The following is a 24,023-nucleotide window of genomic DNA, read 5'->3' as shown; positions in this document are numbered from 1 at the left end:
AAGCATAACCCGCTCGATGGGAGGTTGGGCTATTGGCTGAAGGCGCCTTCCGACAATTTCGTTTCGATAGTGACTTCGGCGGTGGTCATCAGCTTGTGTACCGGGCACTTATCAGCGACGCGGTGCAGTTCATCGCGCTGGGCGTCGGTGAGTACGCCCTTGAGGGTGAGCTTGACGTTGAGCTTGTATTTACCCTTTTGCTCCTCGGCGCTGTCGTGGGTGACCTCCACAGTCACGCCGGTCAGCGGGATATTTTTTTTCTGCGCGTAGAGCCTCACGGTCAAGGCTTTGCAAGACGCCAGCGCAGCATCGAAATAATCGTGGGGGGAGGGCGCTGAATCGTCACCGCCCAGGCTCTTGGGCAGGTCGGTAAACAGCTCGTGATTATTGATATTCACACTGTGACGGAAGTTTTCAGCGTTCAGCGTATTAACGGTAACAGGCATGGCAAACCTCGTAAGGGGCAGGATGAAGGTCATGCAGTTATAGAGCATGCTGGCACTCCAGTGTTCCGGTTTTTTCCGTGCTGAACCCTGACGGCTGGCGCAAGGTCTACCCGTATCAGCCCTTATTGAGGTTTTACCGTGTTTGGAGCCCGCCTGAGTCTTGCCTTGTTGCTCGCCGCCAGCAGCCTTGCCGTGCAGGCTCGTGACTATGCCTACAGCGACGCGCACCTGCATTACGTGGATTTTTTCCAGGAAACCGCCGGCATGGACAAGCTGCTCAAGGCCATGGCGGACAACCGTATTGAGCACGTCATGATTTCCGGGATTCCCGTGGCCAAGAAATGGCACGAAGACGAGCCCAAGCGCCCGCGCTATTACGCCGGTGACGACGCCGATGCCTATTGGTACAGCGCCACGGATGTGATCGTCGCGGCGGCGGTCAATAAACTGTCCTCCGAGCAACGCCAGCACTTTCATCCGTTCCTCGCCGGTTTCAATCCCAACGACAAGAACTCCGCCGCCCATATCCAGCGCATGCTCGACCTTAACCCAGGGCTGTGGCAGGGCATCGGTGAAGTGTTTACCCGCCACGATGACCTCACCGCCCTGACCTCCGGCGACACGCCGCGTGCCAATAACGAAGCCATGACGCGCATCTACCACCTGGCGGCCGAAAACGACCTGCCGGTGATGCTGCATTCCAACATCACCTCTAAACGTGAGCGCAACCCACTGTACCTGGCGGAAGTCGAGCAGCCGTTACGCAACCACCCGCACACGCGTTTTATCTGGGCCCATGCCGGTACCAGTAAGGAAATCCACCGTCATCAGGTGCAAATGGATTTTTTGCTGCCCACCTTGGCGCGCCTGCTTGAGGCTTACCCCAACCTGTATATCGACCTGTCCTGGAGCATGCTCACGCCGTATCTGCTGGACGACGCCGGCAAGCCACGGCCGCAATGGGTGGCGTTGGTGGAGCGCTTCCCGGATCGCTTCATGCTCGGCTCCGACGTTGTGGGGCGCTTCAATAAGTTGGGCAAAGAGATGCGCCGTTTCGATCCTTTCCTCGATGCGTTGCCCGAAGACGTTGCCCACAAGGTCGCGCGCGACAATTTCCTGGCCATCCTGCCCAAGCCGCCTCGCGATGGAGACGCGCATTGATATCGCGTTTTGGTCTTATGCCAATGACCTGAGGTGCCGATAACGTCCAAGAGACTCGCTGCAGGTGGATGCAGTACTTTTGGAAGGAACCCTGGCATGAATATCCGCAGTTTGAATATCGCCCCTCGCGCCGGCCTGGGCTTTGGTGTGCTGGCGTTGATGGTGTTTGTCTTGGGCGGCTTTGCCCTGTTGCAGATGGCCAATATGCGCCAGCAGTCGGACCAGGTGGAGGCCAACTGGCTGCCCAGCGTAATGGCGGTGGGGGAGATGAATCAGGATGTGTTGCGCATTCGGGCGCTGACGTTGCGCTTGCTGGTCAACCGCGACCCCCAGGCGGTGGCGCAGAACGAGCAGAAAATCGCCGAGATCAAAACCGGTTTGCACCACGCTGAAGGCGTGTACGAGGCGTTGATCGTCTTGCCTGAAGAGCGCGTGCTGTTTGATCGCTTCAAGGTCGAGGAGCAACAGTATCTGCAACGCCAGGAGCAGGTGGTGGGCTTATCCAAGGCCAATCGGCTGGAGGAGGCCATTGCGGTGGTCAATGGCGAAATGAATCAGATGGCCGACCAGATGGCCGTGACGTTGCGTGAGTTGGTCAATCTGAACAAGTCCAGCGCCAACGAGGCCGCCCGGCTGGCACAACACGTGTTCAGCCAGTCGCGGGTCTGGGTGATGGTCATGATTGGCGTCACGGCGTTGATCACGATCGGCCTGGCCGTGTGGCTGACGCGTAGCATCGTGCTACCGCTGGCGCAATCGTTGAAAGTAGCCCAGGGCGTTGCCAGCGGCGATTTAACTGGCGAGATCAAGCTCAGTGGCAGCGACGAGCCGGCGCGCTTGCAGCAGGCGCTCAAGCGCATGCAGGAGAGCTTGCGCGACACTATCCGGCGCATATCAGAATCGTCGAACCAATTGGCGTCGGCTTCCGAAGAGCTCAGTTGCGTCACCGAGGATGCGACCCGTGGTTTGCACCAGCAGAACCAGGAAATCGAACAGGCGGCCACGGCGGTCAATCAAATGACGGTGGCGGTGGAGGAGGTGGCGAGCAATGCTGTGGCCACTTCCCAGGCGTCTCGCGAATCCGACCGCATTGCCCAGCAAGGGCGTGAACAGGTGCAGCAGACGGTGGTGTCGATTGAAGCCCTGGCAACCGATGTGACCGCCAATGTGACCCAGGTCGAAGCGCTGGCGCAAAAGGTCTATGGCATCAGCACAGTGCTGGATGTGATTCGCTCGATTGCCGAGCAAACCAACTTGCTGGCATTGAACGCGGCGATTGAAGCGGCGCGAGCGGGTGACGCCGGGCGCGGGTTTGCGGTGGTGGCCGATGAGGTGCGAGCCTTGGCCCATCGCACGCAGCAGTCGACCCAGGAAATCGAGCAGATGATCAGCGGGATTCAGCAGGGCACCGACCAGGCTGTCAGTTCGATGCAGCAGAGCAATACGCGGGCGCGCTCCACACTGGATATCGCCAAATCGGCGGGCATGGCCCTGGAAGAGATTGCCTCGGCATTCACCTTGATCAACGAACGCAATTTGGTCATTGCCAGTGCCTCGGAGCAGCAGGCGGCGGTGGCTCGGGAGGTGGATCGTAACCTGATGAATATCCGCGACCTGGCGCATCAGACATCGACCGGGGCCAACCAGACCAGTGCAGCGAGCCAGGAGTTGTCGCGGTTGGCGGTGGATTTGAACTCGATGGTGGCGCGGTTTTCGGTGTAGGGCGAGGAACCGGGTTGGCCCATTCGCAGGCAAGCCAGCTCCCACCTTTGACTGTATTCACAATTCAAAGGTGGGAGCTGGCTTGCCTGCGATGAAGGCGATGCGGTTTCAAATCAAAGCGCAAAAAAAAGCCCCGAACCAGTCGGGGCTTTTTCATGTGATCTGCGGGGCTTACTTGCCCTGCCAGCGCTTCAGTACCAGGGTGGCATTGGTGCCACCGAAGCCAAAGCTGTTGCTCATCACGGTATCGATCTTGGCGTTTTCAACGGTCTTGGTCAGGATCGGCATATCAGCCACAACCGGATCAATCTCGTCGATGTTGGCCGAGCCGGCCATGAAGTTGCCTTCCATCATCAGCAGGCAGTAGATCGCTTCGTGAACGCCAGCGGCGCCCAGGGAGTGACCCGACAGGCTCTTGGTGGAGCTGATCTTCGGAGCCTTGTCGCCGAATACCGCACGCACACCTTCCATTTCCTTGGCATCGCCGACCGGGGTCGAGGTGCCGTGGGTGTTCAGGTAGTCGATTGGGGTGTCGACGGTGGACATTGCCATCTGCATGCAGCGGATGGCGCCTTCACCGCTTGGCGCAACCATGTCGTAGCCGTCGGACGTGGCGCCGTAGCCAACGATTTCCGCGTAGATCTTGGCGCCACGGGCCAGAGCGTGTTCCAGCTCTTCAACCACGACCATGCCGCCACCGCCGGCGATGACGAAACCGTCACGCTTGGCGTCGTAGGCGCGAGAGGCTTTCTCCGGGGTTTCGTTGTACTGGGTGGACAGTGCGCCCATGGCGTCGAACAGGAACGACTGGCTCCAATGCTCTTCTTCACCGCCGCCGGCGAATACGATGTCCTGCTTGCCCAGCTGGATCTGCTCAACGGCAGTCCCGATGCAGTGGGCGCTGGTGGCGCACGCGGAGGAGATCGAGTAGTTCACGCCCTTGATCTGGAATGGCGTAGCCAGGCAGGCGGAAACGGTGCTGCCCATGGTCCGCGTTACACGGTACGGGCCAACGCGCTTCACGCCTTTTTCGCGCAGGATGTCCAGCGCTTCCATCTGGTTGAGGGTCGATGCGCCGCCGGAGCCCGCGATCAGGCCGGTGCGTACGTTCGAAACCTGGTCTTCGCTCAAGCCGGAGTCGGCGATCGCGTCTTTCATGGCCAGGTAGGCGTAGGCGGCAGCGTGGCCGACGAAGCGATAGATCTTGCGATCGATCAGTTCTTCGAGGGGCAGGTCAATGGAGCCGGAAACCTGGCTACGCAGACCCATTTCGGCATATTCCGGGTTGAAGCGGATGCCAGGGCGACTTGCACGCAGGTTAGCGGTGACGGTCTCTTTGTCATTGCCCAGGCAAGAAACGATGCCCAGACCAGTGATAACGACGCGGCGCATGCGGATAACCCTTAAAAGTTGTCAGTGGAAGTGAATACGCCGACCCGAAGGCCTTCGGCAGTATAGATCTCGCGACCGTCGACAGTCACCGAACCGTCGGCGATGGCCAGGTTCAGCTTGCCCTTGAGGACGCGCTTGATTTGAATGTTGTAGGTGACTTTCTTGGCGCTCGGCAGTACCTGGCCAAAGAACTTCACTTCGCCCGAACCCAGAGCGCGACCGCGGCCCGGCAGGCCTTGCCAGCCCAGGTAGAAACCGACCAACTGCCACATGGCATCAAGGCCCAGGCAGCCTGGCATCACAGGGTCGCCTTCGAAGTGGCAAGCGAAGAACCACAGGTCAGGGGTGATATCCAGCTCGGCGACCAATTCACCTTTGCCGTACTTGCCACCTTCTTCGCTGATATGGGTGATGCGATCCACCATCAGCATGTTCGGGGCGGGCAGTTGCGCGTTACCTGGGCCGAACAGCTCACCGCGACTGCAGCGCAGCAGGTCTTCCCGAGTAAAGGCGTTTTGTTTGGTCATGCGAGCTCCTCAATAATCCCATGCGGCTGGGTTGGGCAAATCTTCCCGAACCGAATGAAGCGTTCATGCCTCATAGCGGCAGCCTACACATAGACTATTGCGTTGTAGTGAAAGTCACAGCGGCAAGGCACTGAATGTACACTTGTTCACTGAAATTTTAAACCGGGCCTGTTTATCGGCCCGTTCGGGTGCCTAAGACTGCCGCACTTTCGTCTTTCACGCCAGTCGCAGTTGGCTGATGGCGCGGCGCTATTGCACCCAGCGTTGCAGGATTTGCTGCAAATCCGTGCGTTTGAACGGCTTGGCCAGGTAATCGTTCATTCCGGCTGCCAGGCACGCTTCGCGGTCGCCCTGCAAGGCGTTGGCCGTCAGGGCGATGATCGGCAGATCGGCGCAGCCGGGCAGTTGGCGAATCTGTCGCGTGGCTTCGTAGCCGTCAATCAAGGGCAGCCGGCAATCCATCAGGATGGCGGTGAAAATCAAGCTCTCGGCGCTTCGGATCGCCTCGGCGCCGTCCGTGGCCAGGCTGACTTCGAAGCCCAGGCTGCGCAGCATCGCTTCGACCACGGTGCGGTTAACCGGGTTGTCTTCCACCAGCAGCACATGGCGGCCATCGCCGGCGCTGGCTTTGCCAGGCGCGTCGGGAGCGGCGGCCGCCATTTGTTGCTGGTCGATGGCCAGCGGAATCTCCAAGGTGAACACCGAGCCTCGACCTTCTTCGCTCTGGGCGCGCAAGGTGCCCCCCATGCGTTCGGCCAGGGTGCGCGCAATCGGCAGGCCCAGCCCCGTGCCACCGTAACGCCTGGAAATGGAGCTGTCGGCCTGCTGGAAGGCATCGAACATCAAATCCAGGCGTTCGGCGGAAATACCGATACCGCTGTCGCGCACGGTGCAGGTGAACCACACCAACTCATGGTCCAGGGTTTGCCAGTGGGGCTCGACGGTCACGCTGCCATGTTCGGTAAATTTCAATGCATTGCCGATCAGGTTCACCAGAATCTGGCGGATCCGCGTCGGGTCGCCGCGCACCCGCAGGGCCTCCAGGCCCATGGGGATGGGCAACTCCAGGCTCAGCCCGCGCTGCTGGGCACTGTGCTGGAACGCCTGGGCGCAGCTGTTGATCAGGTCCGCCAGGTTGAACGGAATATGTTCCAGTTCCAGTGCGGCGCGTTCAATGCGTGAGAAGTCGAGGATGTCATTGATCACCTTGAGCAAGTGCTCGGTAGACTCCGAAGCCAGCGCCGCATACTCGGTCTGCTCCTCGGTCATCTCGGTGGTTTCCAGCAGTTGCAGCATGCCCAGCACGCCATTCATGGGCGTGCGCAGTTCATGGCTCATCATCGCCAGGAAATCCGACTTGGCGTTGTTCGCCCGTTCGGCTTCTTCACGGGTCTGGATCAACTGGGCCATGGCTTGTTGCTGTTCGCGACTGGCCTGGTGAAGGCCCTCGGCCAGGTTGTTGATATGCCGCGAGAGGTCGCCCAGTTCCGAGTCATCGACGATCGGCAGTGGCGTCTTGTAATCGCCTTGCTGGATGGCCTTGACCGCATGCCCCATGGCGCTGATCGGCTTTGACAGGCTCGCCGACAAGCGCCGGGCCAGCAGGAAGGTAAACAGCAGGGCGAACAACGCCAGGATCCCGGCCTTGAACAGGATCTCCTGCTGGCGCTGGCTGAACGCATCATTGGACATGCCCACGATCACCCGCCCCAGGTAGTCCGCGCGGGGGGCCTTGGGTTCGTTGAGGTTGTCCTGGAAAAAGTCATTGTTGAGCTGGATGTGTTGCAGGCGGATCGGTGCCTGGAACACTTTCACTGACAGCGAGCGATCATGTCGCTCGGACGGCTGCTCCACGTACACCAGGATGTTCTCGGCGCTGTCCTGGATCTCGAGGAAGCGTACATGGGGCGTGGCCAGGGTTGCACGCAGCAGGGATTCAAGCACGTCGTTGTTGCCGGAAATCACGCCGTACTCAGTGGCGGGCGCCAGCTGGTTGGCGATCAATTGACCGGTGTGGTCCAGTTCCTGGCGCAAATCCTGGATGCGCACGAAGGTGAAGAAGGTGATGAGCAGCAGGGTCAACAGCAGCGCGGGGCCCAGGGTAATGAGCTGGGTGCGGGTGTTGATATCCCAACGACGACGCAAGGTCATGGGCGTTGTTCTCCTTCGGCCAAGCGGGCGGCAACGGCGACTTCATCGACCTGTTCGATGCCCAGTGAGCGTGCGACTTGCGGGTTGCCCACGACTTTGAAGTGTTCAGGGTAGAGCGTGTGCGGCCAATTGGCCGGCGGCTGGTCCAGCAGGTGGCCCAGCACGGCGAGCCAGTCGGCCTGATCGCTGTAGGTGCTGGCCAGGCTGCCGGCCCGCACAAACCCCGCATTGGGCCCCACCAACGGCAGTTGTTGGGCGTAACTGCTCAGCAACAGGTTTTTTACGGTCTTGGGGTTGTACAGGTTCGGGTCGTCCAGGCCCAGTAGCACGTCGCTGTTCTTGAACAGGTTTTGCAGCGGGCGGCTGTCACTGGTGTTGTCCCAGAGCTGGGGCACGATTTCCAGGCCGATGGGCTTGGCGGCCTGCATCAGTTCGCGCAGCAGGAACTCACTGCCGGCATCGTAAAGCACGCCAACGCGCTGGGCCTGGGGCAGGATATGGGCGATCAGGCGCAACTGACGTTCCAACGGCGGGTCGCTCCAGAGCAGGCTGATTTTCGCCGGGTGCGTGTTGCCCAGGCGTTGCCGGGCCTGGAGACGGCTGATGCGCAGCACCAGAGCGGGCGGCCCCTGGGCATCCTGCAGGCGCCAGTCGAGGCCGGGCAGGTCGAGGAGGATCAAACGGGTGCTGGCGGGCAAGTCCCTGGGCGCCGGCAACTCGTTGAGGGGGGTAAAGCTGACCTGGTCGTTGGGGCGCTGTTGGGCAAGGGCCTGGGTAAAGGCGCGCACACCGGCACCGTCGTCGGCAGCCGTGAGCAGGATGCTGGCACTCCAGGCCGGCGCTGCCAGCAGCAGGCACGCCAGCAGCAGGCCGCGGCGCCACAATCGTGAAACCAGCAAGCGTGTCATCCGTGACTGATCGGCCATGTCAGAAGTCCAGCTCGGCGCTGAAGTAGAGAGCGTGGCGATGGTCGTAGTTGTTGTCCGCCCAGGTGGTGGGTTGGTTATCCAGGCGTTGTTGCAACATGCCCGCCAGCTCCACATTGGTTTTGCCTACGGCAATGCGCTTGGCCACCCGCAGGTCGACCCGCTGGAAGCGATATTGGTTGAGTGCGTCGTCGCCATAGTAGAACAAGGCGCTGGACCAACCCTGGCCCCATTCACGCAGCCAACCGGCCGAGCCGCTGTTACGCGCGGTTTGCGCTTTGTCCAGCGGGTTGCTGGAGGTGGCGTCTACATAAGCATAGGTCAGGCGCAGGCGGTCGGCGTTACTCACGCGCCAGTCGAACTGTGACTCTGCACCGGTGAAGCGCGAGCTGTTGGCGTTGCTGGCGATGTATTGGTTGTTGCGCAGCGGCGAACTGATCATGTCGGTGATTTCGTCATAGAACAGCTTCACGTCGACATTCAGCCCCAGCTCGGCAAAGAAGCCGTTGTAGCCCAGCTCGCGTGAGCGCATCAACTCTTTGTCGAGGTTGCCGGGGCCGCGCGTCACGACAAAATATTGCCCGGCGTTTTGCCCGTAGGTGGGGGAGCTGAGATTGGTGACACGGTAGCTCCAATTGACGTTGTTCTCGAACATGTCCGGCGAGCGGATCGCCTCGGAGTAAATCGCGCGCAAGCCGTGGCGTGGGTTGATCAGGTAATTGACCGCCACACGCGGCGTCAGCGAGTTGCCGCTCAGGTGCGTGTCTTCGTACATGGCGCCACCTTGCAGCAGCCAGTGTTCGCTGGCGCGCCATTCCAGATGCCCGAACAGACGCCACGTGGTGTCGTCCAGGGTGCCATTGAAGTAGGTCTCGGAGTCGGCGCGGTCGTAGCGGTAATTCATGCCGCTGACCAGGCGCAGGCTGTCGGAGAGGCTGAGCGTGTCCTGAATCTCCACGTCGTAGCGGCTTTCACGGGCGCTCTGGTCGATATCACCGCACACGCTCTGGTTGGCGCCGTTGCGCCACTGGCCCAGGACCTGATTGGCCAAGGCCTGTTCGGCGGCGCTGCCGGGTGGTGCGGAGCCTTGGCTGTAGGTGTCCATGTGCCGCGCCAGCAGTTCGGCATAGTTGGGGTTGAGCTGCCATAGCTGGGTCAGCTCCGGGCTGAACGAGACCTTGGCGTCACAGGCTTTCCAGATTTGCTTGCGGTCCCATTGCTGTGCCGAGCCCTGGATATACAGGCTGTGGTCGGGGTTGAAGTCGAAGTTCCAGCGCAGGGAGCCCGCATAGTCTTTGGCGGTGGCGTCGGAATTGCTACCGCCTTCGGTAATCCCGGCAAACACCGGGGTGTAGGTATAAGGGCGCTGGTTCGTGCCTTCCTTGACGTTCAGTTGCCAATCGAGGCTTTGTTGCGCATTCAAGGTCTGGCTCACCGCCAGGCTGAAACGGTTGAGACGGCGCCCGTCACGGCGGTCGGCGCCGGCCGCGTCGCTGTCAAAACCATCGTCCTGTTGCCCGGACAGGGACAAGCGTAAATCGCCGGTCTCCCAGCCCACACCCTGGCTGGCATAGAAGTCATTGATGCCGCGTTCGCCACGGATGACCTTCATCCGTGAGCCCTGGCTGTTGGCCGGTGAGCGGGTGAGGATATTCACCACCGCCATCAATGCATTGGCGCCGTAGCTGACGGTGTTGGGGCCGCGAAAGACCTCGATGCGCTCGATATCCTCCATGGCCACCGGGATATCGCTCCAGTCCACCGTGGCCAGGCCGGCGCGGTAGACCGAGCGCCCGTCGATCAACACCTGCATGCGCCGGGCATCACTGGCGCTGGTGCCGTGGTAGTTCACCGAGGCCTGGTTGCCGCTGGTGTAGCCGACCATCATCCCGGGAACCAGCCGCAGCAGTTCCGAGATGTCCCGGGCACCACTGGCCTTGATCAGCTCGCTGTCGATCACCGTCATGCTGCCGGGCACGGCGGCGGCCGATTGCTTGAGGCGCGTGGCGGTCAAGACCTGGGGCAGCGGCTGGCTGTCGAGGAACAGGTCGTCGGCCTGTGCGCAGGTAGCGCACACCAGCATCAATAACAGTGATGAGCGAGGAGGAGGGCCCAGATACACGGCACGGCCTTGTTAATTGCGGATAGCCGACCATGTTAACCGAGGCGCGGCTATTTGCCAGTCGTCGGACTTGCATTTACTTCGCACACCCGTTGCATTTTCTGACAAGCCCGCGAATTGATAGGGGGGCTGGCCGCAAGCCGGGCGCCCCGTATAATGCCGCCATCGCCACTGGTATGGATTAACGGATTGCATATGACTGAACAGCGCCCTATTGCGGTCCTGGGAGGCGGAAGTTTTGGTACCGCCGTGGCTAACCTGCTGGCCGAGAACGGCCACGCGGTGCGTCAGTGGATGCGCGACCCCGAGCAGGCCGAAGCCATTCGCGTGCATCGCGAAAACCCCCGTTACCTTAAAGGTATCAAGATTCATCCTGCCGTCGAACCGGTGACCGACCTGCTGGAAACCCTCACGGCTTGCGACCTGTGCTTCGTCGCGCTGCCTTCCAGCGCCTTGCGCTCGGTATTGGCGCCCCACGCCGAACGCCTGGCTGGCAAGTTGTTGGTCAGCCTGACCAAGGGCATCGAAGCCCACACCTTCAAGTTGATGAGTGAAATCCTCACCGAAATCGCCCCCCAGGCGCGCATTGGCGTGCTGTCCGGGCCGAACCTGGCGCGGGAAGTCGCCGAGCACGCGTTGACCGCCACCGTCGTCGCCAGTGAAGACGAGGCCTTGTGCGAGCGCGTCCAGGCGGTGCTGCATGGCCGTACCTTCCGGGTCTACGCCAGCGCCGATCGCTTCGGCGTCGAATTGGGCGGGGCCTTGAAAAACGTCTACGCGATCATCGCCGGCATGGCCGTGGCACTGGGCATGGGCGAAAACACCAAGAGCATGCTGATCACCCGTGCCCTGGCCGAGATGACGCGTTTTGCGGTGAACCAGGGCGCCAACCCCATGACCTTCCTCGGCCTGGCGGGCGTGGGTGACTTGATCGTCACCTGCTCATCGCCTAAAAGCCGCAACTATCAGGTCGGATTTGCCTTGGGCCAAGGGCTGAGCCTGGAGGAGGCGGTGACGCGCCTCGGTGAAGTGGCCGAAGGGGTCAACACCCTCAAGGTCTTGAAAGCCAAGGCCCAGGAAGTGGGCGTGTACATGCCGCTGGTCGCCGGGTTGCACGCGATCCTGTTCGAAGGGCGCACCTTGAACCAGGTCATCGAGTTACTGATGCGAGCTGAGCCCAAGACCGATGTCGACTTTATTTCCACCAGTGGTTTCAACTGAGGAACGCGTCATGAACGATCCCAAAGCTGCCCCTCCATACGATTCGATTGTCTTGCGCATCTTGTGGATGCTGGTGTTTGCGCTGGTGTGGCAGGTGGCGCAATTGCTGCTCGGTGCGCTGGTGGTGGTGCAATTGATTTACCGGCTGATCTACGGTGCGCCGAACCTGGGCCTGATGAATTTTGGCGACAGCCTCAGCCAGTTCCTGGCGCAGATCGGCCGCTTCGGCAGCTTCCACACCGAACAAAAGCCCTGGCCGTTCGCCGATTGGCCAACCCCACGCGCTCCCGAAGGCGAAGCGGCCCACAGCGTACCGCCGGCACCGCACCCGGTGCGTGATGAAGAGCCGAAGCTATGAAGGTATGGATTCTGCGTCACGGTGAGGCCCAAGCGCACGCCCCCACGGACGCCGAGCGCAACCTCACCGAGCACGGGCGCGCCGAAGTAGTGCGCAGTGCTGCGCACCTGATTGGCCAGCCCTTGGGCGCCATCATTGCCAGCCCTTATGTACGAGCGCAGCAGACGGCGCAGCTGGTGCGCGATGTGCTGGGGTTCCAGCCCGAAATCCGTACGGTGCCGTGGCTGACGCCTGATGGGGATGTTCAGCGAGTGCTGGAGAAACTCGACACCGATGACGATGTGCTGTTGGTCAGCCACCAACCGTTGGTGGGCAGCCTGATCAGTTTTTTGCAGCATGGGCATCAGCGCCAGCCAGAGCCGATGTACACGGCCAGTTTGGCGCAACTTGAAGGTGACTTTCCGTTGGCGGGCTTGATGAGCCTGGTGGATGTGAAGAATCCCTAGGCATCGTGCGACGCTGAACGTGCTCCCGCGACGGCCGCCAACCTATGCCGCGCCGCGATCCAACAGTGGGAGCTGGCTTGCCTGCGATGGCGGCCTGCCAGCCGATGCTTATCTACCTGACACCCCACGATCCCACTGTGGGAGCGGGCTTGCTCGCGAAGGCGGCCTCACAGTCGAAACCGTTATACCGAGTACATATCCATTCCTGCGGTAACGGCCACTTAGGGTTCCGGCCAGCGTGGTTTGATGGGGCGCCTGAGATCAAGATCAAAAGCAGATCAAGATCAAGAGCGGCTCGCTTCGCATCGTGGTTAGCGGCAGGCCGTTTCCTTCTCCTGTGCTATACAGTCAACCAAGCAAGTGCTTGGTTGGCTGTATCTCGGATCACAAAGGAGCGCGTCCCATGCCTGTCGCTTTTCGTTTGCCGTTGCAGGTCTTCTTCGAGCGTGAAGCGCGGCACCCGCGCAAAGTCTTCCTCGTTCAGCCCATCGGCGGCGGTGAGGTGCAGACCCTCACCTGGGGCGAGGTCGGCCACCAGGCCCGTTGCGCCGCGCACTGGCTGCGCGCGCGGGAGTTGCCCCAGGGTTCGCACATTGCGTTGATTTCAAAAAACTGCGCCCACTGGATCATCGCCGATCTGGCTATCTGGATGGCTGGGCATGTGTCGGTGCCGCTTTATCCCAACCTCACCGCCGAGTCCGTCGCCCATGTGCTGACCCATTCGCAGGCGGCATTGGCGCTGATCGGCAAGCTCGATGACTGGTCGGCGATGGCGCCTGGCATTCCTGCGGGCGTGCCGACTATCAGCCTGCCGCTGTGTCCTGACGGGGCTTTCGATTTCAGTTGGGCAAACCTGCAAGCCTGCTCGCCGATCCAGGACAACCCGCTACCGGCTGCCGACAGCCTGGCTACCATCATCTACACCTCCGGCACGACCGGCCTGCCCAAGGGGGTGATGCACAGTTTCGGCGCTTTGGGGTTTGCTGCCACGCGCGGTACTGAGTTGTTTGGCCTGGGGGAGGATGACCGGTTGCTGTCGTACCTGCCGCTGTGCCATGTGGCAGAGCGAATGTTTGTGGAAATGGCTTCGATCTATACCGGGCAAACCGTTTTTTTTGCTGAGAGCCTGGAGACCTTCCTGACCGATTTGCGCAGGGCGCGGCCGACGGCCTTGTTTGGCGTGCCGCGCATCTGGACCAAATTCCAACTGGGCGTCTACGCCAAAATGCCGGAAAAAAGGCTCGATATGCTGTTAAGCCTGCCGTTTATCGGCAAGCGCGTCGGCCATAAAGTCCTCGCCGGTCTGGGGCTGGATGCGTTGCGCATCGCCCTGTCCGGCGCTGCGCCGGTGCCCGAGGCGTTGCTGCGTTGGTATCGGCGCCTGGGCCTGGATGTGCTGGAGGTGTATGGCATGACCGAAAACTGCGGCTATTCCCATGTGTGTCGCCCAGGCGGGCAAACGCTCGGTTGGATCGGTCAGCCCTGCCCAGGTGTGCAGGTGCGTATCGATCCGTCAGGCGAAGTGCAGGTACACAGTGGCGCGACCATGTTGGGCTACTTCAAGGATCCGCAGAAAACCGCGGATACGCTCACCGCAGATGGCTTCCTGCGTACCGGTGACAAGGGCGAGCAGGACGCTGACGGTCGCCTGCGCCTGACCGGGCGCCTCAAGGAAATCTTCAAGACCAGCAAAGGCAAATACGTGGCCCCGGCCCCGATTGAAAACCGCCTGGCCGAACATGCACGTATTGAACAGGTGTGTGTGGTCGGCGAGGGGCTCAGCGCGCCGATAGGGCTGTGCATATTGTCGGCGCCGGGCGAGGACCGCCACGCCCTTGGCAGTGGCCTTGAGCGCTGGCTGGCACAGGTGAATGCTGGCCTGGACAAGCATGAGCGCATGGGGCAATTGGTGGTGGTGAAAGACCACTGGGCGGTGGAAAACGGCTTTCTCACGCCGACCTTGAAGATCAAGCGCAACGTGATCGAGTCGACGTACGGGCCACAATTGCAAGCATGGAGCGCGCGCGCCGAAACCGTTCTGTGGCAGGATTAGGGCCGTAATAAAACCAACAAGGACAACCGTATGAGCCTGTGGCGTACCCAACCGAATATCGAACACCTCAACGCGATCCAGAAAAACACCATCGGTGAAATGCTGGATATTCGTTTCGAAAGCTTCGACGACGAATCCCTTACCGCCAGTATGGCGGTCGACCACCGCACCCATCAGCCCTACGGCCTGCTGCACGGCGGCGCCTCGGTGGTGCTGGCCGAAAGTGTCGGCTCCATGGCCGCCTACTTGTGCATTGATGCAAGCAAGTTCTATTGCGTGGGCCTGGAGGTCAACGCCAACCACCTGCGCGGTGTGCGCAGCGGCCGGGTGACGGCGGTGGCCAAGGCTATTCATATCGGGCGCACCACCCAGGTGTGGGACATCCGCCTGAGCAGCGACGAGGGCAAGGCCAGTTGTGTCTCGCGCCTGACCATGGCCGTGGTGCCGCTGGGTGAACAACCGCCGGCGCGATAGGCGTGGCGTGAGTGTCATCATTCCTGGCAGTTACAGTCATTGCTGTAGGGGCCGGGCATGGTGACAATCCCCCTCTGTTTTTGTTGATGGAACCTGTATGCCGCAGCATGTTTTTTTTACCCACGCCAATGGCTTCCCTTCGGCCACCTACGGCAAGCTGTTTGCCGCCCTGGCCCCGGAATATGCGGTGGCACATCTGCCGCAGCACGGTCACGACCCCAGGTTCCCCGTAGATGACAACTGGCAGAACCTGGTGGACGAGCTGATCCACCATCTGGAGCAGCAGCCAGAACCGGTGTGGGGCGTGGGCCATTCCCTGGGAGGCGTGCTGCATTTGCACGCCGCCATGCGCTGCCCGCACCTGTACCGGGGCGTGGTGATGCTGGATTCGCCGGTGCTCACCCGCGCAGACCGCTGGGTGATCCGCGCTGCCAAGCGCTTTGGTTTTATCGACCGCCTCACCCCGGCTGGGCGCACGCTTGGCCGGCGCGAAGAATTCACCGACCTGGACAGCGCGCGCAGCTATTTCGCCGGCAAGACCCTGTTCCGTGGCTTCGACCCCGATTGCTTTGACGCGTACCTGCAACATGGCCTGCAGCAAGTGGGCGATCGCCTGCGCCTGCGGTTCGACCCAGCCACCGAAATCAGCATCTATCGCGGCGTACCCCACACCAGCCCGGGCCAGGTGCGCCAGTTGAAGGTGCCGCTGGCTGTGGTGCGTGGTCGCCAGAGCCGGGTGGTGATGCGTCACCATGCCAGCGGTGTCGACCGCTTGCCCATGGGCGAAATGCTCACCATGCCCGGCGGCCATATGTTCCCCCTTGAACGCCCCCAGGACACCGCTGCCTTGATCAAAAACCTGTTCGCCCGCTGGCAGGCCCGTGAGCGCAGTTGCGCATGAGTGCGCCTGTCGAAGAGGTGCGCCTGAGCCTGCCGCATATCGAACTGGCTGCGCATCTGTTCGGACCCGAGGATGGGCTGCCGGTGATTGCTTTGCATGGCTGGCTGGACAACGCCAACAGCTTTGCGCGCCTGGCGCCCAAGTTGCGCGGGTTGCGCATCGTCGCCCTGGACATGGCGGGGCATGGGCATTCGGCGCACCGCCCGGCTGGCGCCGGTTATGCCTTGTGGGATTACGTCTACGACGTGCTGCAGGTGGCCGAGCAACTGGGCTGGAAACGTTTTGCATTACTTGGCCACTCCCTGGGCGCCATAGTCTCTCTGGTGTTGGCCGGGGCCTTGCCGGAGCGGGTGACACACCTGGGCCTGATTGACGGCGTAATCCCACCGACCGCCAGCGGCGAGAACGCGGCCGAGCGCCTGGGCATGGCGTTGCAGGCGCAATTGAGCCTGCAGGACAAGCGCAAACCCGTCTACAACAGCCTTGATCGGGCGGTCGAGGCGCGGATGAAAGGCGTGGTGGCAGTCAGTCGTGAGGCGGCGCAACTCCTGGCCCAGCGCGGTTTGATGCCGGTACCGGGCGGTTACACCTGGCGCAGCGATAGCCGCTTGACCCTGGCGTCGCCGATGCGCCTGACCGATGAACAGGCCATGGCGTTCGTGCGAAGGGTCGAATGCCCTACGCAGTTGGTGGTCGCGGCTGACGGCATGCTGGCGAAACATTCCGAATTGCTTTCTCAGCTACCCTTCACGGTTACCACGCTGCCAGGCGGCCATCATTTACACCTGAATGACGAGCCCGGCGCGGCTCTTGTTGCAGACTGTTTCAATCGGTTCTTCTCCACGCCTTGACTTGGCGGGGTCAACTGCCGAGGCTGGGCGGATTGAAAGGGAGTCAACCATGAACACACTCAATATCGCTGTGACCACCATTGGCCAGGGCTCACTGATCCGATGAGCCTGGGTAAAGGATGTATCCGTGCCCTTGGCCTTTGCTGTTTCAGCCCCCTGGTATTTGCCGCCGATCTGCCCGGCAGCCAGGATTTACCGGCGGTAGCCCGCCAGGTTGATGCGCAAATCGTTGATTACCGCCCCGCTGAAGACAAGGAACGCATCTACCCCATGGGCGCGATCCGCAAGATCAGCGGCCAGTTGCGCTACGAAGGCCAGGCCATCGCACGCGGCCCAGCCACTGCAATCACCTATGAACTGCCCGCCGAACACAGCTCCAGCGCCGCCTTTACCGCAACGCGCGAAGCCTTGCAGGCCAAGGGCGCGCAGTTGTTGTTCTGGTGCAAGGCCCGCGATTGTGGCGAAAGCAGCCTGTGGGCCAACGAGGTGTTTGGTAACGCCAAGCTAGTGGGCGCCGATGGCCAACAGGAATACCTGTTGCTTCGCCTGGCCGCCCCGCAGGACAATTCACTGGTCGCGCTGTACGGCATTACCCGCGGTAACCGTCGCGCCTACCTGCATGTGGAGCAACTCGACGCCAGCGCGCCTTTGGGCAACCTGCTGCCCACCTCGGCCACCTTGCTGCGTGAGCTCAAAAGCACTGGAGAGCTGGATTTTCCCGCGCTGGGCGCCGAGCCTGACGACACCTGGCTGACCTTGATATCCCGTGCCTTGAACCTCGACACCACCCTGCGCGTCAGCCTGAGCGGGCCGCACACCGAGGCTTGGCGCCAAGCGCTGGTGGAGAAGGGCGTGCGCACCGCCCGTCTGGAAACCGGCACCGGTGAAACCCAAGGACTGCATCTGCATCTGATACGCTAAGCACCACAGGGCGAACGGACCCGCGCCGTTCGCCTAAGCTCTCTTCCTACAGCCTTCTTCTCGAGATACCCGATGCTCAATAACGATCGCCTGCTGGTGCAAATCCTGCTGCTGGTGCTGTTTGGTGCCAGCTTCTGGGTCATGGCGCCGTTCTGGTCGGCGCTGTTCTGGGGCGCGGTGCTGGCATTTGCCAGCTGGCCGCTGATGCGTTTGCTCACCCGTTGGCTCGGCGGCCGGGAATCCCTGGCCGCTGGCATCCTGACGTTGGGCTGGATGTTACTGGTGGCGGTGCCATTGGTATGGCTGGGGTTCAACCTGGCTGACCATGTGCGTGATGCGGTGGCGCTGATCAAGGACATCCAGGTCGACGGCTTGCCCGAGGCGCCGACCTGGTTGGGGTCGATCCCCTTCGTAGGCGAGCGCCTGGTGGCGACATGGGACAGCATTGATCAACAAGGCGCGGCGCTGATGGTGAGCATCAAGCCGTACCTGGGCCAGGTCGGCAATTGGTTGTTGGCGCGCAGTGCGCAAATCGGCGGCGGCATTCTTGAGCTGACCCTGAGCCTGGTCTTCGTGTTCTTTTTCTACCGTGACGGGCCGCGCCTGGCGATGTTTGTGCACCGCCTGTTGGAGCGCCTGATCGGCGAACGCGCCGGCTATTACATCGAACTGGTGGCTGGCACGGTGCAGCGAGTGGTCAATGGTGTGATTGGCACCGCAGCGGCCCAGGCGCTGCTGGCGCTGATCGGCTTTCTGATCGCCGGCGTACCGGGCGCGCTGGTGCTGGGTATCGTGACTTTCCTGCTCAGCCTTATTCCCATGGGGCCGCCGCTGGTGTGGATCCCGGCCACGGCGTGGCTGGCGTGGAAGGGCGATTACACCTACGCGGTATTCCTGGGCGTGTGGGGCACGTTCGTGATCAGCGGCGTGGATAACGTGCTCAAGCCCTACCTGATCAGCCGTGGCGGCAACCTGCCGTTGGTGATCGTGTTGTTGGGCGTGTTTGGTGGGTTGATAGCGTTCGGCTTTATCGGCCTGTTTATTGGCCCGACGTTGCTGGCGGTGGCCTACAGCCTGTTGACAGACTGGAGCGCGAGCCAAGCGCAGGTGCGCCGTGAAGACAAACCGTGTAACTGATCGGTGTACTTAACGGTGGTGCGCCGCGGTACTTGTGGGAGCTGGCTTGCCTGCGATAGCGGTGGGCCAGCCAACACTTCATCGACTGACACTGCGCAATCGCAGGCAAGCCAGCTCCCACATTTGGATCGCGGCGTGTCAGGTAAATGGGAGTTCTTAAACCCTCGGCAACCACATCACCGCCGTCAAACCACCGCCCGGTGTGTCCTCCAGGCTCAGGTGGCCGCCGAGTCGCTCGACGGCCTCCCTGGCAATGGTCATCCCCAAACCGACCCCTCCAGAATTGCGGTTGCGCGACCCTTCCAGGCGAAAGAACGGCTCGAACACCGCTTCGCGCTTATCGGCGGCGATTCCCGGGCCGTGGTCGATCACCCGGATCACCAACGCGCCGCGGCTGTCGGCCAGTTCCACCCGGGCGGTGCCGGCATAGCGCAGGGCGTTATCGATCAAATTATTCAGGCATGAACGCAGGGCCATCGGCTGTACCTGCAACGGCGCACAGGTGCCGGAAAACTGCACGTCGCGGCCTTGGTCCTGGGCGTTTTCACTCAGGGACTCCACCAATGCCTGTACGTCGAGCCAATGCCGTGTCTCGCTGGTGCGCTGTTCGTGCAGGTAGCTCAAGGTGGCATCGAGCATACCGATCATGTCGTCCAGGTCCTGGCGCATCTGGCCTTGCAGCTTGGGGTCCTCGATTTGTTCCAGGCGCAGCTTGAGGCGCGAGAGCGGGGTACGCAGGTCGTGGGAGACCGCGCCGAGCATGCGTGCGCGCTGGCTGACTTGTTCGCGGATGCGCTTTTGCATCAGGTTGAAGGTTGAGGCCGCCTGGCGTGCTTCGCGAGGGCCAGATTCCACCAAGGGCGGGCTGTCGAGGTCGACGCTCAGGCGCTCGGCCGCTGCGCTCAGGCGCTGGATTGGCCGGCTCAGCAGTTTGGCGCCGTACCAGGCAGCGATGATCAGCGAGATAAATTGAAATGTCAGGGGCACCACCGGGCCGCCGAACCAGGGGCGAGGCGCTTTGCGCAAGGGCGTGAGGCTGCCGTCCGGTTGTTCGACGAAGGCCGCGCGGGGCGGTGGCGGCGGGCCGTAGTGGTGGAACCAGAAGAACGCCAGCACATGGGCCAGCACAATCGCCACCAGCAACAGGCCGAACAGTCGCCCGAACAGCGTATTGAAGGGGGCGCGCATTAACCGATATCCCGGGCGTCGAACAGGTAGCCTTCGCCGCGTACGGTCTTGATCAATTGCGGAGCCTTGGGGTCATCCCCCAGCTTCTGGCGCAGGCGCGACACCAGCAAGTCGATGCTGCGATCAAAGGCCTCGATGGAACGCCCACGGGCCGCGTCCAGCAGCTGTTCGCGGCTCAGCACACGGCGCGGGCGTTCGATGAACACCCACAACAAACGAAACTCGGCGTTGGACAACGGCACCACCAGGCCGTCATCGGCCACTAACTGGCGCAGCACGCTATTCAGGCGCCAATTGTCGAAACGGATATTGGCCCGCTGTTCGGTGCGGTCATCACGCACCCGGCGCAGGATGGTCTGGATACGCGCGACCAACTCCCGCGGCTCGAACGGCTTGGACATATAGTCATCGGCGCCCAGTTCCAGGCCGATGATGCGGTCGGTAGGTTCGCAGCGGGCGGTGAGCATCAAAATCGGAATATCCGACTCGGCGCGCAGCCAGCGGCACAATGTCAGCCCGTCTTCGCCCGGCAGCATGAGGTCGAGCACCACCACATCGAAGGTCTCGGCTTGCATGGCTTGGCGCATGGCGGTGCCATCGGTGACGCCCGAGGCGAGAATATTGAAGCGTGCCAGGTAGTCGATCAGCAGTTCGCGGATCGGCACGTCGTCGTCGACAATCAGCGCGCGAGTATTCCAGCGCTTATCTTCGGCGATCACCGCGTCTTTTGGCGCTTCGTTTACAGGGTCGCAAGGGGTATGCATAGCGAGGTCATCTGCCTGAGTGTGGCTGTCAGCATAGGCGCCCAGTTCCAGGGCTGGAAGTGCTGGGCGGGCGGTCATGTGCGCGAGGCTAGCCGGGCGGCGTATTGGGGGCGTGTCGTGAATGTATCGGGGTTGAAACAATTGCCCTGAATCGCCGGTATTGGGCGTTTGATCAGTATTTACCGATCATCGGATCCCGCAACGGCGCTGCTTGCGCTACAATCCGCGCCGATTTCGACTTGCCTGAGAGCCCATTCCAATGTCCGTCTGCCAGACTCCTATCATCGTCGCCCTGGATTACCCCACCCGTGACGCCGCACTGAAGCTGGCTGACCAGTTGGACCCCAAGCTTTGCCGGGTCAAGGTCGGCAAGGAACTGTTCACCAGTTGCGCGGCGGAAATCGTCGGCACCCTGCGGGACAAAGGCTTCGAAGTGTTCCTGGACCTGAAATTCCATGACATCCCCAACACCACGGCGATGGCCGTCAAAGCCGCGGCCGAGATGGGCGTGTGGATGGTCAATGTGCACTGCTCCGGTGGCCTGCGCATGATGAGTGCCTGCCGCGAAGTGCTGGAACAGCGCAGCGGCCCTAAACCGTTGTTGATCGGTGTGACCGTGCTCACCAGCATGGAGCGCGAAGACCTGGCGGGCATTGGCCTGGATATCGAGCCGCAGGTGCAAGTGTTGCGTCTGGCAGCCCTGGCGCAGAAAGCTGGCCTCGACGGCCTGGTGTGTTCGGCCCTGGAAGCCCAGGCCCTGAAGAACACTCACCCGTCGTTGCAACTGGTGACACCGGGGATTCGCCCCTCCGGCAGCGCCCAGGATGACCAGCGCCGCATCCTGACCCCGCGCCAGGCCCTGGATGCGGGCTCGGATTACCTGGTGATTGGCCGTCCGATCAGCCAGGCGGCGGATCCTGCCAAGGCGTTGGCAGCGGTCGTCGCCGAGATCGCCTGAATGTCCCCAATCTAAAATGTGGGAGCGGGCTTGCTCGCGAATACGTTGTGTCAGGCACCGAATGGGTTGACTGAACCACCGCTTTCGCGAGCAAGCCCGCTCCCACGTTTAGATCTGCAGTGTGTCAGGCGACCTTTAAAACCAACTTCCCGAAGTTCTCGCCATTGAACAGCTTCATCAGTGTTTCCGGGAATGTCTCCAGCCCTTCGACAATATCTTCCTTGCTCTTGAGCTTGCCCTGGGCCATCCAGCCGGCCATTTCCTGACCCGCCGCCGCGAAGTTCGCCGCGTGGTCCATCACCACAAAGCCTTCCATGCGCGCGCGATTGACCAGCAATGACAGGTAGTTGGCCGGGCCTTTGACCGCTTCCTTGTTGTTGTACTGGCTGATTGCACCGCAAATCACCACGCGGGCTTTGAGCGCCAGGCGGCTGAGCACCGCGTCGAGAATATCGCCGCCGACGTTATCGAAATACACGTCCACGCCTTTAGGGCACTCGCGCTTGAGGGCGGCGAGCACGTCTTCTTTTTTGTAGTCGATGGCGGCGTCGAAGCCCAGCTCATCTACCAGGAACTTGCACTTCTCGGCGCCACCGGCGATCCCCACCACGCGACAGCCTTTGAGCTTGGCGATCTGCCCGGCGATGCTGCCCACGGCTCCGGCGGCGCCGGAGATCACCACGGTGTCACCGGCTTTCGGTGCGCCGGTTTCCAGCAGGGCGAAGTACGCCGTCATGCCGGTCATGCCCAGGGCCGACAGGTAGCGGGGCAGGGGCGCCAGCCTAGGGTCCACCTTATAGAAACCACGGGGCTCGCCGAGGAAGTAGTCCTGCACGCCCAGCGCACCGTTCACGTAGTCCCCCACCGCAAAGTTCGGATGCTTCGAGGCAAGTACCTTGCCTACGCCCAAGGCGCGCATCACTTCGCCGATGCCTACCGGTGGGATGTAGGACTTGCCTTCATTCATCCAGCCACGCATGGCCGGGTCGAGGGAAAGGTATTCGTTGCGCACCAGCACCTGGCCGTCCTGGGGTTCGCCCACCGGCACTTCCTGGTAAGTGAAGGTCTCGCGCGTGGCGGCACCGACCGGGCGTTTGGCGAGCAGAAATTGGCGGTTGGTCTGGGCGGTCATGGCAAGGACTCTTTAGAAATGGAACATGAGTGATAGACCCTCAGTAGCAGAAGGGCAAGGGTGTGCGGCGCAGGCGAATGCCCGGCAATAGGCCTCATTGATAATCAGCCGGGCAGCTTTATCACTGCGACTCATGCAGCGCCAACCGGCCTTCTGATAGTGCTGACGCGCAGCTCCCGGCGTTGGCTAGACTCGCTCCACCGCAATTAACCTCACAGGACAGTTCCCATGAGCATGACGTTTTCCGGCCAGGTGGCCTTGGTGACCGGCGCCGCCGCTGGTATTGGCCGCGCCACCGCGCTGGCATTCGCCGCCGAAGGCTTGAAGGTGGTGGTCGCTGACCTTGATGTGGCGGGAGGTGAGGGCACTGTGGCATTGATCCACCAGGCCGGTGGCGAAGGGATATTTGTGCGCTGCAACGTCACGCTCGACGCGGACGTGCAGCAATTGATGGCACAGACCGTCGCCACCTATGGACGCCTGGACTACGCCTTCAACAACGCCGGCATCGAGATCGAGAAGGGCAAGCTGGCCGACGGCAGTCTCGATGAGTTCGATGCCATCATGGGGGTTAACGTCAAAGGCGTGTGGCTGTGCATGAAGTATCAGTTGCCTTTGCTATTGGCCCAGGGCGGCGGGGCCATCGTCAACACCGCATCGGTGGCGGGGTTGGGGGCGGCGCCGAAGATGAGCATTTATGCGGCGTCCAAGCATGCGGTGATCGGCCTGACCAAATCAGCGGCTATCGAGTACGCGAAGAAGAAAATCCGCGTGAATGCCGTCTGCCCGGCCGTGATTGATACCGACATGTTTCGCCGCGCCTATGAGGCCGACCCACGCAAGGCTGAGTTTGCCGCAGCCATGCACCCGGTTGGACGTATTGGCAAGGTTGAGGAAATCGCCAGCGCCGTGTTGTACCTGTGCAGTGATGGCGCAGCGTTTACCACCGGTCAGGCCCTGGCGGTGGACGGTGGCGCGACGGCGATCTAGGACGGCAGGTCGTGGGGCATTCGAAAACAGAGCCAGGTGCTGTGGGGCGTTTCCATGGCGGGCAGTGAGCTGTGCTCGAATATGTTTCACTAGGTAAATAACTCAATAAAATCAATACTTTAATAAAAGTTGGCGACCGGTTTTACCGGGCTTCTGTGCTTAACTGTTTTGGGTTAACAGAC

General features: G+C 61.6%; 22 protein-coding genes and 1 pseudogene. 14 read left to right on the top strand and 9 right to left on the bottom strand.

The features are described 5' to 3' along the window. Positions 1 to 29 precede the first annotated feature (29 nt). Positions 30 to 446, bottom strand: coding sequence for an OsmC family protein (locus ODQ19_RS20710; protein WP_330211125.1), 417 nt, complete (start codon positions 444 to 446; stop codon positions 30 to 32). Positions 447 to 584: 138 nt separating this feature from the next. Between ODQ19_RS20710 and ODQ19_RS20705 the strand changes: the two genes are divergently transcribed. The 3 genes and pseudogenes from ODQ19_RS20705 to ODQ19_RS28230 all read left to right on the top strand — a co-directional run bounded on the left by ODQ19_RS20705 (position 585) and on the right by ODQ19_RS28230 (position 3,329). Further along, positions 585 to 1,607 (top strand): amidohydrolase family protein, encoded by a 1,023-nt coding sequence (locus ODQ19_RS20705; RefSeq protein ID WP_330211116.1) that lies wholly within the window; start codon positions 585 to 587, stop codon positions 1,605 to 1,607. Between the two features lie 96 nt (positions 1,608 to 1,703). Continuing rightward, positions 1,704 to 2,474: pseudogene (locus ODQ19_RS28235) on the top strand (MCP four helix bundle domain-containing protein); the annotation flags it as partial. Further along, the gene (locus ODQ19_RS28230; protein ID WP_404942496.1) at positions 2,466 to 3,329 is read left to right on the top strand and encodes a methyl-accepting chemotaxis protein; all 864 of its coding nucleotides are present in this window, start codon (positions 2,466 to 2,468) and stop codon (positions 3,327 to 3,329) included. The pseudogene ODQ19_RS28235 and the gene ODQ19_RS28230, both read left to right, overlap by 9 nt. Before the next feature lie 171 nt (positions 3,330 to 3,500). Here the strand turns inward: ODQ19_RS28230 and fabB are convergent, their stop codons facing one another. The 5 genes from fabB to ODQ19_RS20675 all read right to left on the bottom strand — a co-directional run bounded on the left by fabB (position 3,501) and on the right by ODQ19_RS20675 (position 10,447). Continuing rightward, entirely contained in the window at positions 3,501 to 4,721 is a 1,221-nt protein-coding gene (gene fabB, locus ODQ19_RS20695) for a beta-ketoacyl-ACP synthase I (protein WP_003190033.1), read from the bottom strand. Positions 4,722 to 4,732: 11 nt separating this feature from the next. Beyond that, positions 4,733 to 5,248, bottom strand: a complete 516-nt coding sequence (gene fabA, locus ODQ19_RS20690) for a 3-hydroxyacyl-[acyl-carrier-protein] dehydratase FabA (RefSeq protein ID WP_003190035.1) — start codon at positions 5,246 to 5,248, stop codon at positions 4,733 to 4,735. A gap of 249 nt (positions 5,249 to 5,497) precedes the next feature. After that, entirely contained in the window at positions 5,498 to 7,399 is a 1,902-nt protein-coding gene (locus ODQ19_RS20685; RefSeq protein ID WP_330211114.1) for an ATP-binding protein, read from the bottom strand. Next, complete coding sequence (locus tag ODQ19_RS20680) at positions 7,396 to 8,325, bottom strand: ABC transporter substrate-binding protein (protein ID WP_330211113.1); 930 nt, start codon at positions 8,323 to 8,325, stop codon at positions 7,396 to 7,398. Before ODQ19_RS20680 ends, ODQ19_RS20685 begins: the two co-directional genes overlap by 4 nt. A 1-nt stretch (position 8,326) precedes the next feature. Continuing rightward, on the bottom strand, positions 8,327 to 10,447 hold the full coding sequence (locus ODQ19_RS20675; protein WP_330211112.1) for a TonB-dependent receptor plug domain-containing protein: 2,121 nt from the start codon (positions 10,445 to 10,447) through the stop codon (positions 8,327 to 8,329). Between the two features lie 195 nt (positions 10,448 to 10,642). Between ODQ19_RS20675 and ODQ19_RS20670 the strand changes: the two genes are divergently transcribed. From ODQ19_RS20670 to ODQ19_RS20630, 9 genes are all read left to right on the top strand, one after another. Continuing rightward, positions 10,643 to 11,668 (top strand): NAD(P)H-dependent glycerol-3-phosphate dehydrogenase, encoded by a 1,026-nt coding sequence (locus ODQ19_RS20670; protein ID WP_116667546.1) that lies wholly within the window; start codon positions 10,643 to 10,645, stop codon positions 11,666 to 11,668. A gap of 10 nt (positions 11,669 to 11,678) precedes the next feature. Then, entirely contained in the window at positions 11,679 to 12,026 is a 348-nt protein-coding gene (locus tag ODQ19_RS20665) for a DUF4389 domain-containing protein (protein WP_330211111.1), read from the top strand. Then, positions 12,023 to 12,472 (top strand): phosphohistidine phosphatase SixA, encoded by a 450-nt coding sequence (gene sixA, locus ODQ19_RS20660; RefSeq protein WP_116667548.1) that lies wholly within the window; start codon positions 12,023 to 12,025, stop codon positions 12,470 to 12,472. The genes ODQ19_RS20665 and sixA overlap by 4 nt, the downstream gene beginning before the upstream one ends. Positions 12,473 to 12,875: 403 nt before the next feature. After that, on the top strand, positions 12,876 to 14,525 hold the full coding sequence (locus ODQ19_RS20655) for an AMP-binding protein (protein ID WP_330211110.1): 1,650 nt from the start codon (positions 12,876 to 12,878) through the stop codon (positions 14,523 to 14,525). Between the two features lie 30 nt (positions 14,526 to 14,555). After that, a complete protein-coding gene (locus tag ODQ19_RS20650) occupies positions 14,556 to 14,999 on the top strand; it encodes a hotdog fold thioesterase (protein ID WP_003190054.1) in 444 nt (147 codons plus the stop codon). 97 nt (positions 15,000 to 15,096) lie between these two features. Beyond that, the gene (locus ODQ19_RS20645) at positions 15,097 to 15,900 is read left to right on the top strand and encodes an alpha/beta fold hydrolase (RefSeq protein ID WP_116667552.1); all 804 of its coding nucleotides are present in this window, start codon (positions 15,097 to 15,099) and stop codon (positions 15,898 to 15,900) included. Next, the gene (locus ODQ19_RS20640) at positions 15,897 to 16,751 is read left to right on the top strand and encodes an alpha/beta hydrolase (protein WP_116667553.1); all 855 of its coding nucleotides are present in this window, start codon (positions 15,897 to 15,899) and stop codon (positions 16,749 to 16,751) included. Before ODQ19_RS20645 ends, ODQ19_RS20640 begins: the two co-directional genes overlap by 4 nt. A gap of 102 nt (positions 16,752 to 16,853) precedes the next feature. Further along, positions 16,854 to 17,672, top strand: a complete 819-nt coding sequence (locus tag ODQ19_RS20635) for a DUF4892 domain-containing protein (RefSeq protein ID WP_116667554.1) — start codon at positions 16,854 to 16,856, stop codon at positions 17,670 to 17,672. A 72-nt stretch (positions 17,673 to 17,744) separates the two neighbouring features. Beyond that, positions 17,745 to 18,809: an AI-2E family transporter gene (locus ODQ19_RS20630; RefSeq protein ID WP_003190063.1), complete on the top strand. Its 1,065-nt coding sequence runs from the start codon at positions 17,745 to 17,747 to the stop codon at positions 18,807 to 18,809. 156 nt (positions 18,810 to 18,965) lie between these two features. Here ODQ19_RS20630 and ODQ19_RS20625 read toward each other — a convergent pair whose 3' ends face one another. Both ODQ19_RS20625 and ODQ19_RS20620 read right to left on the bottom strand, forming a co-directional pair. Continuing rightward, a complete protein-coding gene (locus tag ODQ19_RS20625; RefSeq protein WP_191949237.1) occupies positions 18,966 to 19,997 on the bottom strand; it encodes a sensor histidine kinase in 1,032 nt (343 codons plus the stop codon). After that, positions 19,997 to 20,761 (bottom strand): response regulator, encoded by a 765-nt coding sequence (locus ODQ19_RS20620; RefSeq protein ID WP_034127268.1) that lies wholly within the window; start codon positions 20,759 to 20,761, stop codon positions 19,997 to 19,999. The genes ODQ19_RS20625 and ODQ19_RS20620 overlap by 1 nt, the downstream gene beginning before the upstream one ends. A 259-nt stretch (positions 20,762 to 21,020) precedes the next feature. Here ODQ19_RS20620 and pyrF point away from each other — a divergent pair, with 259 nt between their 5' ends. Further along, positions 21,021 to 21,719: an orotidine-5'-phosphate decarboxylase gene (gene pyrF / locus ODQ19_RS20615; RefSeq protein ID WP_330211109.1), complete on the top strand. Its 699-nt coding sequence runs from the start codon at positions 21,021 to 21,023 to the stop codon at positions 21,717 to 21,719. A gap of 124 nt (positions 21,720 to 21,843) precedes the next feature. Here pyrF and ODQ19_RS20610 read toward each other — a convergent pair whose 3' ends face one another. After that, positions 21,844 to 22,851 (bottom strand): NADP-dependent oxidoreductase, encoded by a 1,008-nt coding sequence (locus ODQ19_RS20610; RefSeq protein WP_330211108.1) that lies wholly within the window; start codon positions 22,849 to 22,851, stop codon positions 21,844 to 21,846. A gap of 228 nt (positions 22,852 to 23,079) precedes the next feature. Here ODQ19_RS20610 and ODQ19_RS20605 point away from each other — a divergent pair, with 228 nt between their 5' ends. Continuing rightward, positions 23,080 to 23,841 carry an SDR family oxidoreductase gene (locus ODQ19_RS20605; RefSeq protein ID WP_014717758.1) on the top strand — a complete coding sequence of 254 codons (762 nt, stop codon included), beginning with the start codon at positions 23,080 to 23,082 and terminating at the stop codon, positions 23,839 to 23,841. Positions 23,842 to 24,023 lie beyond the last annotated feature (182 nt).

The sequence above is a fragment of the Pseudomonas sp. AM4(2022) genome, from assembly GCF_036346515.1.
GTDB classification, from domain to species: Bacteria; Pseudomonadota; Gammaproteobacteria; order Pseudomonadales; family Pseudomonadaceae; genus Aquipseudomonas; species Aquipseudomonas paracarnis.
This window is presented reverse-complemented; position numbering and strand designations above follow the sequence as displayed.

Excerpts from the sequence above, each read along its gene's own strand:
- ODQ19_RS20645 (WP_116667552.1), top strand. The coding sequence starts at position 15,097 with ATGCCGCAGCATGTTTTTTTTACCCACGCCAATGGCTTCCCTTCGGCC.
- ODQ19_RS20685 (WP_330211114.1), bottom strand. The coding sequence starts at position 7,399 with ATGACCTTGCGTCGTCGTTGGGATATCAACACCCGCACCCAGCTCATT.
- pyrF (WP_330211109.1), top strand. The coding sequence starts at position 21,021 with ATGTCCGTCTGCCAGACTCCTATCATCGTCGCCCTGGATTACCCCACC.
- ODQ19_RS20605 (WP_014717758.1), top strand. The coding sequence starts at position 23,080 with ATGAGCATGACGTTTTCCGGCCAGGTGGCCTTGGTGACCGGCGCCGCC.
- sixA (WP_116667548.1), top strand. The coding sequence starts at position 12,023 with ATGAAGGTATGGATTCTGCGTCACGGTGAGGCCCAAGCGCACGCCCCC.
- ODQ19_RS20655 (WP_330211110.1), top strand. The coding sequence starts at position 12,876 with ATGCCTGTCGCTTTTCGTTTGCCGTTGCAGGTCTTCTTCGAGCGTGAA.
- ODQ19_RS20620 (WP_034127268.1), bottom strand. The coding sequence starts at position 20,761 with ATGCATACCCCTTGCGACCCTGTAAACGAAGCGCCAAAAGACGCGGTG.
- fabB (WP_003190033.1), bottom strand. The coding sequence starts at position 4,721 with ATGCGCCGCGTCGTTATCACTGGTCTGGGCATCGTTTCTTGCCTGGGC.
- fabA (WP_003190035.1), bottom strand. The coding sequence starts at position 5,248 with ATGACCAAACAAAACGCCTTTACTCGGGAAGACCTGCTGCGCTGCAGT.
- ODQ19_RS20650 (WP_003190054.1), top strand. The coding sequence starts at position 14,556 with ATGAGCCTGTGGCGTACCCAACCGAATATCGAACACCTCAACGCGATC.
- ODQ19_RS20680 (WP_330211113.1), bottom strand. The coding sequence starts at position 8,325 with ATGGCCGATCAGTCACGGATGACACGCTTGCTGGTTTCACGATTGTGG.
- ODQ19_RS20640 (WP_116667553.1), top strand. The coding sequence starts at position 15,897 with ATGAGTGCGCCTGTCGAAGAGGTGCGCCTGAGCCTGCCGCATATCGAA.
- ODQ19_RS20670 (WP_116667546.1), top strand. The coding sequence starts at position 10,643 with ATGACTGAACAGCGCCCTATTGCGGTCCTGGGAGGCGGAAGTTTTGGT.
- ODQ19_RS20625 (WP_191949237.1), bottom strand. The coding sequence starts at position 19,997 with ATGCGCGCCCCCTTCAATACGCTGTTCGGGCGACTGTTCGGCCTGTTG.
- ODQ19_RS20630 (WP_003190063.1), top strand. The coding sequence starts at position 17,745 with ATGCTCAATAACGATCGCCTGCTGGTGCAAATCCTGCTGCTGGTGCTG.
- ODQ19_RS20665 (WP_330211111.1), top strand. The coding sequence starts at position 11,679 with ATGAACGATCCCAAAGCTGCCCCTCCATACGATTCGATTGTCTTGCGC.
- ODQ19_RS20710 (WP_330211125.1), bottom strand. The coding sequence starts at position 446 with ATGCCTGTTACCGTTAATACGCTGAACGCTGAAAACTTCCGTCACAGT.
- ODQ19_RS20635 (WP_116667554.1), top strand. The coding sequence starts at position 16,854 with ATGAGCCTGGGTAAAGGATGTATCCGTGCCCTTGGCCTTTGCTGTTTC.
- ODQ19_RS20610 (WP_330211108.1), bottom strand. The coding sequence starts at position 22,851 with ATGACCGCCCAGACCAACCGCCAATTTCTGCTCGCCAAACGCCCGGTC.
- ODQ19_RS28230 (WP_404942496.1), top strand. The coding sequence starts at position 2,466 with ATGCAGGAGAGCTTGCGCGACACTATCCGGCGCATATCAGAATCGTCG.